Source organism: Paenibacillus sp. J22P169, from assembly GCF_059691995.1.
The window spans coordinates 44,240-57,626 of record NZ_JCAUAO010000008.1 but is presented as its reverse complement, the minus strand read 5'-3'; the positions used below and the strand labels follow the sequence as shown (position 1 = coordinate 57,626).

General features: G+C 42.8%; 11 protein-coding genes and 1 riboswitch. Of the genes, 4 read left to right on the top strand and 7 right to left on the bottom strand.

The window, feature by feature from the left end; translation table 11 throughout:
* Window positions 1-55: 55 nt before the first annotated feature.
* The 5 genes from AC58QG_RS27900 to AC58QG_RS27880 form a co-directional block, all read right to left on the bottom strand.
* Window positions 56-967: a DMT family transporter gene (locus AC58QG_RS27900; protein WP_497365546.1), complete on the bottom strand. Its 912-nt coding sequence runs from the start codon at window positions 965-967 to the stop codon at window positions 56-58.
* A 185-nt stretch (window positions 968-1,152) separates the two neighbouring features.
* A riboswitch (FMN riboswitch) is annotated at window positions 1,153-1,300 on the bottom strand.
* 56 nt (window positions 1,301-1,356) lie between these two features.
* Complete coding sequence (locus tag AC58QG_RS27895) at window positions 1,357-2,481, bottom strand: Ger(x)C family spore germination protein (RefSeq protein WP_497365345.1); 1,125 nt, start codon at window positions 2,479-2,481, stop codon at window positions 1,357-1,359.
* Complete coding sequence (locus AC58QG_RS27890) at window positions 2,478-3,590, bottom strand: GerAB/ArcD/ProY family transporter (protein ID WP_497365344.1); 1,113 nt, start codon at window positions 3,588-3,590, stop codon at window positions 2,478-2,480. Before AC58QG_RS27890 ends, AC58QG_RS27895 begins: the two co-directional genes overlap by 4 nt.
* Entirely contained in the window at window positions 3,583-5,094 is a 1,512-nt protein-coding gene (locus tag AC58QG_RS27885) for a spore germination protein (RefSeq protein WP_497365343.1), read from the bottom strand. Before AC58QG_RS27885 ends, AC58QG_RS27890 begins: the two co-directional genes overlap by 8 nt.
* 176 nt (window positions 5,095-5,270) lie before the next feature.
* Window positions 5,271-6,101 (bottom strand): ATP-dependent DNA ligase, encoded by an 831-nt coding sequence (locus tag AC58QG_RS27880; RefSeq protein WP_497365342.1) that lies wholly within the window; start codon window positions 6,099-6,101, stop codon window positions 5,271-5,273.
* Between the two features lie 203 nt (window positions 6,102-6,304).
* Here AC58QG_RS27880 and AC58QG_RS27875 point away from each other — a divergent pair, with 203 nt between their 5' ends.
* The 4 genes from AC58QG_RS27875 to AC58QG_RS27860 all read left to right on the top strand — a co-directional run bounded on the left by AC58QG_RS27875 (window position 6,305) and on the right by AC58QG_RS27860 (window position 10,998).
* The gene (locus AC58QG_RS27875) at window positions 6,305-6,784 is read left to right on the top strand and encodes a carboxymuconolactone decarboxylase family protein (RefSeq protein ID WP_497365341.1); all 480 of its coding nucleotides are present in this window, start codon (window positions 6,305-6,307) and stop codon (window positions 6,782-6,784) included.
* Between the two features lie 483 nt (window positions 6,785-7,267).
* Window positions 7,268-8,716 carry a spore germination protein gene (locus tag AC58QG_RS27870; RefSeq protein WP_497365340.1) on the top strand — a complete coding sequence of 483 codons (1,449 nt, stop codon included), beginning with the start codon at window positions 7,268-7,270 and terminating at the stop codon, window positions 8,714-8,716.
* Window positions 8,713-9,873, top strand: coding sequence for a Ger(x)C family spore germination protein (locus AC58QG_RS27865; protein ID WP_497365339.1), 1,161 nt, complete (start codon window positions 8,713-8,715; stop codon window positions 9,871-9,873). Before AC58QG_RS27870 ends, AC58QG_RS27865 begins: the two co-directional genes overlap by 4 nt.
* A gap of 21 nt (window positions 9,874-9,894) precedes the next feature.
* Window positions 9,895-10,998, top strand: coding sequence for a GerAB/ArcD/ProY family transporter (locus AC58QG_RS27860; RefSeq protein WP_497365338.1), 1,104 nt, complete (start codon window positions 9,895-9,897; stop codon window positions 10,996-10,998).
* Here AC58QG_RS27860 and AC58QG_RS27855 read toward each other — a convergent pair.
* Both AC58QG_RS27855 and AC58QG_RS27850 read right to left on the bottom strand, forming a co-directional pair.
* Window positions 10,991-11,896, bottom strand: coding sequence for an RNA polymerase sigma-70 factor (locus tag AC58QG_RS27855; protein ID WP_497365337.1), 906 nt, complete (start codon window positions 11,894-11,896; stop codon window positions 10,991-10,993). The two genes, AC58QG_RS27860 and AC58QG_RS27855, sit on opposite strands and share 8 nt — an antisense overlap.
* A gap of 209 nt (window positions 11,897-12,105) precedes the next feature.
* A complete protein-coding gene (locus tag AC58QG_RS27850) occupies window positions 12,106-13,188 on the bottom strand; it encodes a Gfo/Idh/MocA family protein (protein WP_497365336.1) in 1,083 nt (360 codons plus the stop codon).
* Between the last annotated feature and the right edge of the window lie 199 nt (window positions 13,189-13,387).

Here is a 13,387-nt window from a genome sequence, read left to right as displayed (position 1 = left end):
TGACTAGTGCAAATTTTTAACCCTATACCTTAAAAAGAGGTTTCTCGTTATTGCATCAATTCTTCTGCTGACCAGACTGACTCTGCCGACTCATAAACCATAGTGTTAACCAAATCAGTATGAACCCTAGCAGTTGACCTAAGGTCAGCTTTTGACCAAATACAAGCCAATTCATACATACACCAACTGCAGGGAAGGCAAGCTCGGCTAGCGTAGCAAAGAACGCTTTCGTAGAAGATAAACCTTTATAGTAAAGCAGCATGCTGAGCAATCCTGGGAAAAAGGCTTGGAACAGCAGGTTTACTGCGATGATCGTCAGCTCGCTGCTCGAACCGTTCAACTGCCAATGGTCACCACTAGCCAATAATACAACTGCTAACAAAGGAAGTGCCATCAAGAACCGCAGTGAGGTGACGACTGGGAAATCCAAATTTTTCGAAAGCAGGAATTTCCCCATCACGGTTGATCCGCCCCATAAGACTGCTGCCAGAATGGAAAATAAGCAACTGATTGTACCTAAATCCTTCAAGCCCATGTCAGGCATACCAAGACCAAACGTCAACAGATAAGTACCTAGGAGAGCAACAACAATATATCTAGAAAATTTCGAAGGCAATGTTTCCTTTAATAGTACACGTGCTAAAATAATGGCGAATAAGGGCTGTAATTTCTGCAAAAGCAAGATGGCGTTGGCACTTCCGTGAGAGAAAGCCGCAGTGAATAGTATGGTGGCAATCGCCGATCCTCCCCAGGATATGAAGAGCAGGGCTCCTAAGACAGCAATGGATAGCTTGCCCGTTAACGTCCGGCGATACTTGATCAGTACAGGCACCGCGTAAATGGCCAATAAGACATGTTCGATGAATACAATTTGAGCTGAGGTAAAGCTTTTTAATAATAGGATCCGAAAGAGCGGATCCAATCCCCACAGGGTTGCGCCAAGCGCTACATACCAGATCCCACTCATACCACTTGTTCGTGAGCTCTGAGAAGTCGCACCCTTACTTCCAAACTTAAATGCATTTTCCAATTCAAAAACCTCCTATTGAACGTTTTGAATTGAACCTTCTCGAAGAAACAATGCCCCCGTTCAGATTAAACGGGGGCATTGACAAACAGACCTATTAAATTATCGAAATTTAAAAGGCTGTTCTTCACCTTCTCCCATCCGGACTATACCGTCGGCCTTGGAATTCCACCAAGTCAGTCCCAGCCATTGCTGGCTAGGAGTCGCGGGCTTGAGATACACACGGGTATCCTCACCGCCGGTAGGGAATTTCACCCTGCCCCGAAGGTTCATATTCGATTAAATGTATACTATCAGGTTACAGTTTGATTGGCAACCCTTTTTATGTGCTATTGGATTTGTCCCAATCGCACGATCCTCATGTCGACGTGGACATCATAGGAGGCAGATTTATACATGTCATGCCAAGAATCGCTCGTCAGGTTCGAATGGTACACCCGACTGCGGTAAAATTCTCCGAATCCGACCGGATCCGAGTTTAAGGCAGTTAATTTCTTTAATAAAGCTTGTATATGTTCTTCGGATTTTTTATTCATTTGCTTTTGCAGGGCATGAATAACATCGGCTTGACCGAGATCAAACTGAGCAGAACTTTCCGTAAGCATGCCCTTCAATTTTATATCAACCTGAAACTTAAGCGGGTCTTGGCTAATCAACCGTTTCGTGCTATCGCTAGAGATATTCTCAAGCACAATCCTTACCGTCTTATCCTTGACTTGCTTCGCGATATCTCCCAATTGATCCGTGTCTAAAGACAGTTCGATATTGCCTGCTTTATATCTATCCCGTATCGTCTTAAGGAAGAACGCTTCCCTTGGGTCAACGGTACCCACCATTTTATCACCACTGAAAACAGCCACGTCTTTCAACTCTACAGATTCGCCTTTTCTTTGTAGAAGCGGTACCATGGGGTCTGCTGTAGAATATAGAGCCGAGAGGAACTCATGCAGTGTGCCTGAGACCATCTGTTCTCCAAGAATATTCTGATGGATATTATCTACAATGAACGTTCCCACATCCGGGAACTGTGTATACTTATGCATTAACAAATCTTCCGCCGTGTCTTTACTGACAGCCATATAAACCGTACTGGCAATGGACGCATCCCGAAATAGGGTATCTACCAATGGTAAAAGCCCCGTCTGGGCCAGCTTATAGTCATAAATGGCAACCCGCAGCTGACCAGAAACGACTTTCTTATTCGATTTACGGTTAGCAGCAACACGTGCACCTTTACTCGTTAATCCCTCCGAGTTGATCGTCATGACGGTGGATTTGGAATTCGGATCAATCTGATGGATCACATAAGTAGCTTTGATTTTATCACCATCACCTTGGTCATACCCCGCCGCGATTGTCATTCCTAATTTCTCCAACACATTTTTCTCCAGATGTAAGCTGAAAGTCAAAGTGAAAATAAGCAACAAAAGGAAAATGATATTGAATCTTTTCATGCGATCACCTCGGTCTTACTCCTCTTCTTCTGTCTCCAGAAATGGAATTGGACAATACCGAAGAGGACCACAGGATATACATAAACGATATAAAACGCCCATTTTGCAAATAGATTATTAATCTGATCCATCTGAATACGGGAGTCAATCAAAGAACAAGCGACCCAAGCAGCTCCCATGAATACATACAACCAATATTTTTGTTTCCATGAAAACGTACGTTTCAGCCCCCTCGTTGCCGCCCAGCTGTACATGAGCAGATTCGGTACAATTACTAAGAGCCACAAACTAACACCTATGTACTCAAATCGTTCCAAAAAAGGGAATTTGATAATCTTCAACATGGTAAACGTTGCCCAATCCGTCTTCAATAGTTCACCTCCACTGAAGAAAACAATAGAAACAAACATGACAGCTGTGTACACCAAGGTAACACTCATCAAACCAATCTGGGTATAGCGTTGGACTTTGGACTTATCTTTGGCATAGGCATAAATAAAGTAGACAATTTCAAACCCTGCCATTGTGAACGACATGGAAAGAACTCCTTTACTGAGATGCTTCAGATCCGTCTCTAATATGGGGAATATGCCAGTCCAGTCCGCATAGATCAGTGGAAAATAAAGGAGGAAGATTAACCAAACCGTAAAGGTCACAAAGGTAAAACAAGCGCCTACAATCGTACGTAAGCCTCCATTTACGCCATAAAATACGACACTGGTAATCAATAAAGCAATAATCCATTGTGGGGCATTGGGAAATAACCAGACTTGAATCATCTCGATATAATTGCGCATCACAATAATAGTGGCTATTAAGAAATAAATCATATAGATCAAATTCGCGACATGGCCAATCGATTTGCCATAGACCAGCAAATGAATGTCATAGAGGTCCTTATTTTGGAATTTCGCCAACGTTCTAATCATTAACCAGACCACGAACTGCGTTACGATACCCGCAATCAAGGCCGCTATCCAGGCATCATGACCCGCGATACCAAACACAATTCTTTGATAACCGGGAAGTCCTACCCCCACCTGAGCGTCATGGATAATAAACATGAGTAGAAAGCTGCTATACATATACGTTTGTTGTTTTTTACTCATCGATATCCGTGTTTCCCTTCGGGTTGTTCTCCCCCGTATTAGCGAATACGGATCGTTTCGGGTTCAGTTTGTAAGGGAGCCTTATGAGGCCATCTCGCTTGTTTTTATTTGCAATGGTATAAGGAGGGTAGAAATAAGGCTGTCCTAAACTGGACTGTCGCAGCAAATGCAGAATTAAAAAAGCGATGCTTACAGTGATACCTAAACCACCTAGTATGCCTGCGGATATAATGATTGGATAGCGAATAATCCGAATCGTATTGGCCATGGCAAATACGGGCGTCGTGAACGAGGATAAGGCGCTTAATGCCACAATGATGATTAAAATATTGCTGGTGAAGCCGGCTTGAACCGCTGCCTGACCGATGACGATACCGCCAACGATCCCCATCGTTTGACCTACTTTGGATGGCAATCTGGCACCGGCTTCACTTAGTAGCTGAATGATCGTTTCTAACATCAGCGCTTCGACGAGTGGAGGAAAGGGGACTCTGGCACGAGATTGAGCAAGTGGAACCAGTAATGCCTGAGGAATAATTTCGTAATGGTAGGTAAGTGCAGCCACATAAAACGCCGTAGCAAACAGGGAGATCGCAATACCCACAATGCGCAGTCCTCGAAAAAACAGCCCCGTAAGCCATCTATAATAGTAATCTTCAATTGATTTGAAAAAATCAAAAAAAGTAGTGGGACTAATGATGACCAGCGGACTGCCGCTCACGGCAATAACAACCTTTCCCTCCAGAAGAGGAAATATGGCCCGATCCACCCTTTCCGTGGTAATCATTTGCGGAAAAGCTGAGCTTGGGTTGTCTTCCAACCATTGTGCAAGTATCGTTGCATCCAAAAGCGCTTCCAGATCCAACGCCTGTATGCTTGTATAAATATGGGAGACCATTTCTAAATCAGCTCGATTGCTCAAGTAGACAAGACGAATATTCGTTTTGGTGTTTTCACCCATATTCATGGCTATTTCGCATAAATCGGGGTTAGGCAAATAGTGATGAATCAGCGCTAAATTGGTTTCCAAATTTTCCGTAAAAGCGATTTGCGGACCTAAAATTTGACTCTCATTTTCTGGCTTAGCCAATGCTCGTTCTCTTCGCTTCGGCGTTTTGGCCAAAATGCCATACTTATAGCCGCTTATGTGGATATACGTCCAGCCTTGCAAGATATGCTGCTGCATATGGCTCCAATTATCGTCCAATAGCAGCTGACCAATGGGGAGTAAATCCACCAGCTTCTCAGGCGTAGGCAGCTCTTCTATTTCGATTAATCGATTGAGAATTTCTTGAAAGAGTAACTCTGAATCCACCAAATTACTTAGATAGTAAACACCATATGTCGCTATATGGGTCAATTCTCGACTAACAAAATCAGGAAACATCCGAAATGTTTCTTGAAACTGTATGTTCATTTGAGTCAATTCAGGTACGAAGTTGAATGACGAAGTCGCCGCCTTCGGGTTTGGCTGTTTGAATTTGGGTTTAGATTTGAACAGCATATTTTTTATGGAAAACACGTACTCACCAGTCATCCTGACATTTCGAAAGTACGTTTATCTTGCGCTGAACGAGTGAATTTTATGTAAATGAATGGGTATGCGAATAAACAAATAAGACTGAATCGCCCCTTTTCCAGGTGAATTCAGTCTCTTTATACTTTACTGCTTGATATGATTTATATAACAAATTCCATAAATTCCGGTGAACGTAGTCTGCCGCTTTGGGTCCAGCTTCTTGTCTTTATTCTAGCCATGATCCGCGGCTCCATATAAGCAAAATTCTTGTCTTCCTTGAAGACCAGCCGTTTCTTCACGCCTTCTATGGCGTTTTGGTGGATGGATGATATGCCGGACTCAATAATGCCTACTGGAAGCTTAGAACCGTCGGCTGCATCAATGGAGGCTAACAAGGCAAAATTATGTTTTCGATAACCAGAAATATACACATCTGCATACGTCCAATTTATTACTTTTTGCCACTGGATCGAGCGTTTGTTTACTTCGTATTTAGAATTCTCTTTTTTGGATTTAATTATAATACCTTCAAGTCCTCGCATACGAACACGCTCATAATAATCGACCGCATTCCCCTCAAACACTTCCATCTTTTTATAGATTTCATTTTCAGTAAAAGCCTGATCTAATAACTCTTTACGCTTAAGTAAGTTTAAACCCGTGACGTCAATTCCTTTGTACCGCAAAATGTCAAAAGCACAAAAAACCACAGGTTTCTTATTTTTCTTGGACAAAAACCTCGCGGACATCGCTTCAAAGTCAGGTTTCCCTTGATCATCCAACACGACTAATTCACCATCTAGTACGGTGCCTTCCGGTACAGGACATCTAAGTAATTCAGGAAATTTATGTGTTATTAAGTCATTGTGCTTCGTATACACATACAGTTTATCCATGTTGGAGAGAATACAGCGTAAACCATCTAATTTTAATTCTGCAATATGATTCTTACTGTAGAATGGCTTATTATTTTTGGCATTGTACAGCATCATAGGAGAAATGAACATTTAATATCACCCTGTACTAAATGATACTTCACTATGAACCTTATGCCTAATGGAAACTGTTTCCCCAATCTTAGATTCGAGACCTCCTACTTAGATTGGCCAAGCAAAATAAATAAAATTGATTTTGTGTCACACTTGAAAGAGGCCAATTGTCTTATAAGTGTCAAACAAAATAGGAGGTAATACAAATGACACAACGTATAAATTATATGCAACAATCACCAGAACTTTTCAAAAAAATGCTAGAATTCAGCAACGCAGAACAGCAAAGTGCCATTGAAGAGAAAATTCTTGATCTTGTTCACATCAGAGCTTCTCAGATCAATGGCTGCGGATTCTGCTTGGATATGCACGTCAAGCAAGCTAAGATCCATGGCGAGAGCGAGCTTCGCCTCTATCACACTTCGATATGGCGGGAATCAACATTGTTTTCTACACGTGAGCGGGCAGCGTTAGCCTGGACTGAAGTTCTGACGAAACTACCTGACCATGGTGTATCCGACGAATTGTATAACCGCGTTCGTGAACAGTTCTCAGAGAAAGAACTCTCTGATCTTACTTTCTCCGTAATGGCCATCAATGCTTGGAATCGGATAAACGTCGCGTTCAAGAATGTTCCCGGCTCGGCCGATGTACCATTTGGACTAACGAAGGCTGGTTTGAGCTAATATACGCTTATCTCTCATAAAGAAAGAACCCTGCGAAGGGTTCTTTTGTTTTTTTTATTTTTCAGACGAAAATATCAAATCTCGTAATAAACTCTTAGCTATAGTAAGAGATTCCGTTGCTGCTCCGAATCCTACATGCATACAAGGTTCCATACTGCACATCCCGATCACAATTGCCGCTATTTGGGTGGGTGGAAATCGACTTAGTTTGATTTCTAACGGTCCTTCTTTTAATTCAACATACCCTAGCGGTTCTACTACACCTACCAGACATACCGGACAATTGCTTAAGTTCAAGGTAATCTCAACCCCTTCAATATTCCTTGTTTTTTCCAGTTGTAATTTCTCTTATTGTGACACTGTTTAGACAATTGGTGCGTTGCATGTGTGACATCTCCCCTTATTCATTCCAATATCTGTATAAGTGCACACCTCTCTGCTCATAATATCTCAGAGATATTTGGCATGAGGGGTGATTCATCTATGAGTTCAATAAGCAAGCATATGGAAGTTAATAAAGCCTATCTCACAGAACAATTTAATCATTGTTCTGACTTTGTTATGCGGTCTTTTATATTAATGGATGAAACCCAGCTTTTACTCGTTTATTTGGACGGAATGACTCGATTGCAAGGCGTAGAAGATAACATACTGAAGCCACTGCTCTACAACGGTTTGCCACAAGGCATTGATCGCTTACAATCACTAGCGGAAATGTTCAGACGTGAATGGTTACCATTGACTGATGTAAAGACGGACACTTCCCTAGCGGATTTAGTCAATCATGTCCTACAGGGCAGCTTAGGCATCTTGGTGAATGGTGAAGCTTCTGCCCTCATTGCTCAAGTTCAAGGTTACGAGACAAGAGGCATCCAAGAGCCCAAGAAGGAAGCGACCTTACGCGGCTCCAAAGAAGGCTTTGTCGAGAATATTCGTACGAATACGACTTTAATTAGACGACGTATTATTCACCCGCTTCTGAAAATGGAATCCTTTACGATCGGTAAATACACACAAACCGAAGTTATTCTTACTTATATGAAAGGTCTTGCAGATGAGAAAGTATTATCCGAAGTCAGAGAAAAGCTAGGTAAAATCGAGTTAGATGGCGTTATTGATTCTGCCTATCTCGAAGAATGGCTTGAGGGTAATTCCTTTTCTATCTTCTCACAGATCCAGAATACCGAGAGACCCGATATCGTGGCTGCAAGTTTAATAGAGGGAAAGCTTGCGATCATCACAAACGGAACCCCCTTCGTCCTTATTCTCCCTATTACACTCTGGTCTGGACTTCAATCAGCAGACGACTATTTCGAGCGGTTTGTATTCGTTATCATCACACGAATGATCCGATACATTATGACGTTCATTTCATTTGCCTTACCTGCAATTTACGTCGCCTTGTCAACCTTTCATCCAGAAATGGTTCCGAGCTACCTCATGATCGGTATCGCAACAGCGAGGGAAAATACGCCATTTCCCACCGTCATCGAAGTATTTCTTATGATGTTTGTTTTCGATGGATTACAAGAAGCTGGTGTTCATCTTCCCAATCAACTAGGGCCAGTCGTCAGCATTATAGGTGCGTTGGTCATCGGACAAGCCGCAGTCGAAGCGGGCATCATCTCCACGCCGATCATCATCGTTATTTCCTTAACAGGCGTCGCTGCTTATACGATTCCGAGGTATAGCGCCACGCTTCCCTTTCGCATAATCCGGTATCTCATGCTGTTCATTTCAGGCCTGCTTGGCTTCGTCGGCTTCGCTTTTGGCATTATCTTCTTGTTAATCCATTTGGTATCGCTTGAATCCTTTGGAAAGCCATACTTAAGCCCCGTAGCCCCATTCGATGGCAAACGGATTAAAGACCTGATCATCCGTTATCCCTTCTGGATCAAGAACGGTCGCAACAAGAAAGGACGCTCAACATGATCCGAGGTGTCATTCAAACATGCCTTTCTCTCTTTCTCTTATTGTATTTAACCGGCTGCACAGACTTCGTCGAACCCAATCAACTGGCTTTTGTCTTGGGGACGGCAATTGATCATGTTGAGAATGGAAATATTGAAGTTACCCATCAGATCGCAATTCCCTCACAGATGAATTCGGCTAGAAGTGGCGGAGCCGGTAATTCGGATAGTTTCCTCGTCATGTCGGCGAAAGGTAAAGATGTATTTGAAGCAACAGAGAAAATTCAAAGAGACATGTCCCGTAGACTGATGACGAGCCATCGTATATTGATCGCGATCAGTGAAGAGTTTTTCAATAAGAACGACATTACCAAGTTATTTGATAAGCTGGGCAGGGACCCAGCCAACAATCAAAGAGATGTTACGCTCATGATTAAAGGAAGCAGTGCCAAGGAATTCCTTCTCATTAAGCATCCTTTGGAAAATCTCTCAAGCATTGCCGCCGGCAAAGAGCTGCATATCAACGGAATGAGGAGTTTCTCTACCCGACAGTTTATTGTCGACAGTGTATCCGAAGAATATCGTTCTCTTGTGCCCACTTTCCAGATCAAAAATATGAAGGTGAACACAAAAAAAGCGGAGCCCCTTGCCGTATTATCCGGATATGCCATCTTAAACAAGAAGTTGAAAGTCATTGGCTTATTGGACGATGCGGAAGGCTCCGACGTAGCTTGGTTATCTGGAAAAGAAAAATCGCACGGACTAACGATTACTTGGAAGGACGGCAACGGAATCTTATCGTTTCGATTAACACATCTTCGGCGCCAAATTCAATCCGCAAGTGGCAATGATCCTACTAGGATTGTAGTAACTGTGAAGGCACAAGCTTATCTTCTGGAAAACACGACCTCATTAGACATGACCGTAGCAGACAATATAGTAGAGGTCCAGCAATACATGGATGAGCAAGTCCAAAAAAAATTACAGTTAACACTGGGAAAAGTTCAGAATTGGGGGCCAGATGTTTTCGGCATCGGGGCTCATCTTCATCGTCAATATCCTTCCTGGTGGAGGTCTCAAAAAGACGATTGGGATGACAATTTCAAGAAAATCGACATCACTGTCCAAGCGAAAATACTACTAAGATCCGTCGGAGGTCTTGGCGGGCAATTAAAATGAATAGGGTGAGGAGAGCGAAATATGAAAGTTAGCGGTTATCAAATATTTTGGCTGGTTACTATTTCTTCCATCATCTTGCTTTCCTACCTTCCCATCCAATTAGCCGCGGAGCAGTCCCATCAAGATTGTTGGATTTCCATTCTACTTGGAAGCATGATCATGATGGCGAGCACCTGGATCATGCTCCGCGTATGCATGCAGAATAAGGATAAAACGTTAGTCAATTTCGTGAAAGATCTATTAGGCACTGTGACTGGCAAAATGATTGTCACCGTGTATTTCCTGTTATGGTTTATGCAAATGTCTACGATTGTAAGAGGTAATGCCGAATTTGTAAATTTAGTTTTAGTTCATACCACACCGATGTTCGTCATCGTACTTTGCATGTTATTCCTCGTTGCGTATGCGGTTCACAAAGGGGGGATTACGACGATTAGCCGTTGTGCAGAAGTCATTGGCCCTATTTTCGTATTCATGTATTTTTTGCAACTATTCTTGAATCCTAAGGACATGGAGTTGAATAGGATACTGCCCTTCTATGCGGATTCAGGTTGGCTTCATATTCTTAAGGGGGCCTTTATGTCGTACAGCCAAATGGTAGACCCCTCCATCATTCTCATGCTTTTCTATTTCGCCGAGAATAAGCGAACCGCCAAGAGAGCGATCCTATGGGGGACTGCGGTATCCATGATATGGGGTATAATAACCACGCTGGTGCTTCTGTTCATTACAGGACCCAATATGCTTGCTAAATTAATTACTCCTGTCTATTCTCTTACCAAATTCATATCCATTCTCAATTTCGTTCAGAATATCGATGCTTTTTTCATACCACTGTGGCTGCTTGGAGCTTTCATTAAATTAGGGGTATGCTTGTTCATCCTTAGCTATGGTTTATCAGAGTGGACTGGGTTCAAGAATTGGAAGTTAATCTCTTGGGTAATGACTTTGATCTTGTTCGCGTATGTGATCTATAGCACCCACCATATTCGGATTTCGTATACGACTAAGAATATGTTTCTTATTGGCTACTTTTACCCTGCAGTCTACATTGTTATTCCCTTGATTTTATGGGCAATTGGCAGTATACGACAAAGACGTAAAACTTCAACTATCATTAAATGATATGTTGGAGCTTGTCTGGATTCACGATAAAGTAAATTCGTTGAATCGTCATCGTGTGGTCATCCCACTCAAAGCAAATGACACCAGTTGGAACGTCATCTTTCGTTAGCAGTATCCCTGGCTGATCATTAACCTCGACAAGCTTTGCTTTTGATTCAGGAAAGCGACTTTCAGAGAGAGCATTTAATAACTTAAGCACACGTTCTCTACTATAGATAGGATGAATTGCCGCTGATACTTTTCCACCACCGTCTGCAAACATGATGACATCTTCGGTTAACATGTCCACCAAGGATTGAATATTACCACTCGAAATGGCTGAAATGAATCGTGTCACCAGTTCCTTTTCTTCATGCGGATGTGTGGATGGCATTTCATATTTTTCTGAGGAATCTTCTACCTTTTTCTTAACACGACTGAAAATCTTACGGCAGTTCACCTCCGATTTGTTAATCATTTCACCAATTTCACTATGCTCATAAGCAAAGACTTCTCTAAGAATAAACACAGCTCTCTCTATGGGTGTAAGTTTATCCATAAGAATAAGAAAAGCATAAGAAATCGTATCGTGGCGTTCCGCGCTTTCTAAAGGGCTATCCTCATTGACTTGCACAATGGGTTCCGGAAGCCAATTCCCGACATAGCTTATTCTTTTTTTTCGCGCCGACTTTAGTTCGTTCAGACACCGATTGATCATCATTTTGCTTAAGTACGATTTCATATTAAGAATATTTTCATTGATATAACCATGCATGCTGATGAACAAATCTTGCACCATGTCCTCTGCATCAGCTCTTGAACCCAACATACGGTAAGCAATGGAAAATAGATGAGGTTTGTAGGTTATATACATATCTTCAATACTGCTATTGGGTTGATCCATGGTGTAACTTTGCATAATACCCCTCCTGCTTGCTACGAGTAAACTCAGTCATATCTATTTATTATTCAACATCTTGAAGTGAACCATGCTACAGAAACAGAATAAACATTGTAATAGACAAACATAGCGTCCTTAGATAAGACAATTGGCGACGTGCAAGTGTGACATAAATCTGAATTAAAAAAACAGCCAATCAATTGGCTGTTTTTGCATTACAACTCGTATTAGCCCGGCAACTCGACAGATACCTCACGACGGGCTGCCGCAGAACGAAGTACGCCGTCAATGATGGCTTGCTGGATGAGAATTTGCTCCCCAGGAATTGGTGCTGGTCGACCATCTCGAACGGCTTCAGCAAAATCATGGACTTTCTGATCAAACAGATTCAATTTATGTTCGACAAGCGGAATTGGCGTGGATGTATGGCCGCCATATTCATCATGAAATAACGTGATGGCACCGACAGATCCATCCCATACACCCGACCATGGTCCAACACCTGCCGGCATGACTTTAAGGCCTGCATCCGTACCAAGGAACATCGTTGGGCCGAGCGTATCCATGTGCATGGCCCACGATATTTTGAACTGCAGCACAAGATCATTCTCGAAGCGCACCATGGCTACACCGAAATCCTCGACTTCGAACTTACTCGCTTCTGGATGGTACCGTGCATTGGTGCCAAAGTGGTTAGAAGTAAAGGCAGACACGGTAAGCGGACGAGGGTATCCAAGCGTGTTAAGTGCCATGTCCAACGAGTAACAGCCAATATCCGCCATTGCGCCTGCACCAGCAAGCTTTTGACTGATGAATGTCCCTCCTGGCATACCGCGACGACGCCCACCGCCCGTCTCTACATAGTACACATTTCCAAGTCGCCCTGATTGCACAATCGTCTGCAATAGCTTCATATTCGGATCATAGCGAGGCTGGAAGCCCAGCGTTAGCATTTTTCCACTCTCTTTCGCCGCCTGGGTCATATCAATGCCTTCTTGAAGTGTCACAGACATCGGCTTCTCGAGCAGGACATTTTTGCCTGAGCGCAACGAATCGACCGTCGTCACATGATGTGAGACGTTCGGCGTACAGATACTAACCCCGTCCAAATCCATGCGCAATAAATCAGTATGACTATCAAAGGAAGCCGCTTCCGTCAAACCTTGTGCTTGCGCAAATGCGAGTGCCTTGCCCGCAATCACGTCTGCTACGCCAACGATCTCAACATAGTCTAGCTTTTTATACGCAGAGATATGAGCCTTAGCAATGCCCCCAGTTCCAATTATGCCAATACGCAGTTTTTTGCTCATTGTCGTCAATCCTTCTCTCTAATGAAAGTGTATGAAATTCAACTCATCCTGTAAAGCGATACAGATTGACAATAGCATATAGGAGGACAATTTTTTAGTTCATATTGGTGCCAGAGGAAGTGCAATATCGCGACAAACATGCCAGTAGACGAATCATCAAATGAAAAGAGACAACCCGTTCAGATGAACAGGTTGCCTT

What these genes read in the sequence shown, in the direction of transcription:
- AC58QG_RS27860 (WP_497365338.1), top strand. Translation starts at nt 9,895, where the DNA reads ATGAAAGTTAGCGGTTATCAAATATTTTGGCTGGTTACTATTTCTTCC.
- AC58QG_RS27890 (WP_497365344.1), bottom strand. Translation starts at nt 3,590, where the DNA reads ATGAGTAAAAAACAACAAACGTATATGTATAGCAGCTTTCTACTCATG.
- AC58QG_RS27855 (WP_497365337.1), bottom strand. Translation starts at nt 11,896, where the DNA reads ATGCAAAGTTACACCATGGATCAACCCAATAGCAGTATTGAAGATATG.
- AC58QG_RS27865 (WP_497365339.1), top strand. Translation starts at nt 8,713, where the DNA reads ATGATCCGAGGTGTCATTCAAACATGCCTTTCTCTCTTTCTCTTATTG.
- AC58QG_RS27880 (WP_497365342.1), bottom strand. Translation starts at nt 6,101, where the DNA reads ATGATGCTGTACAATGCCAAAAATAATAAGCCATTCTACAGTAAGAAT.
- AC58QG_RS27870 (WP_497365340.1), top strand. Translation starts at nt 7,268, where the DNA reads ATGAGTTCAATAAGCAAGCATATGGAAGTTAATAAAGCCTATCTCACA.
- AC58QG_RS27895 (WP_497365345.1), bottom strand. Translation starts at nt 2,481, where the DNA reads ATGAAAAGATTCAATATCATTTTCCTTTTGTTGCTTATTTTCACTTTG.
- AC58QG_RS27900 (WP_497365546.1), bottom strand. Translation starts at nt 967, where the DNA reads ATGAGTGGGATCTGGTATGTAGCGCTTGGCGCAACCCTGTGGGGATTG.
- AC58QG_RS27850 (WP_497365336.1), bottom strand. Translation starts at nt 13,188, where the DNA reads ATGAGCAAAAAACTGCGTATTGGCATAATTGGAACTGGGGGCATTGCT.
- AC58QG_RS27875 (WP_497365341.1), top strand. Translation starts at nt 6,305, where the DNA reads ATGACACAACGTATAAATTATATGCAACAATCACCAGAACTTTTCAAA.
- AC58QG_RS27885 (WP_497365343.1), bottom strand. Translation starts at nt 5,094, where the DNA reads ATGCTGTTCAAATCTAAACCCAAATTCAAACAGCCAAACCCGAAGGCG.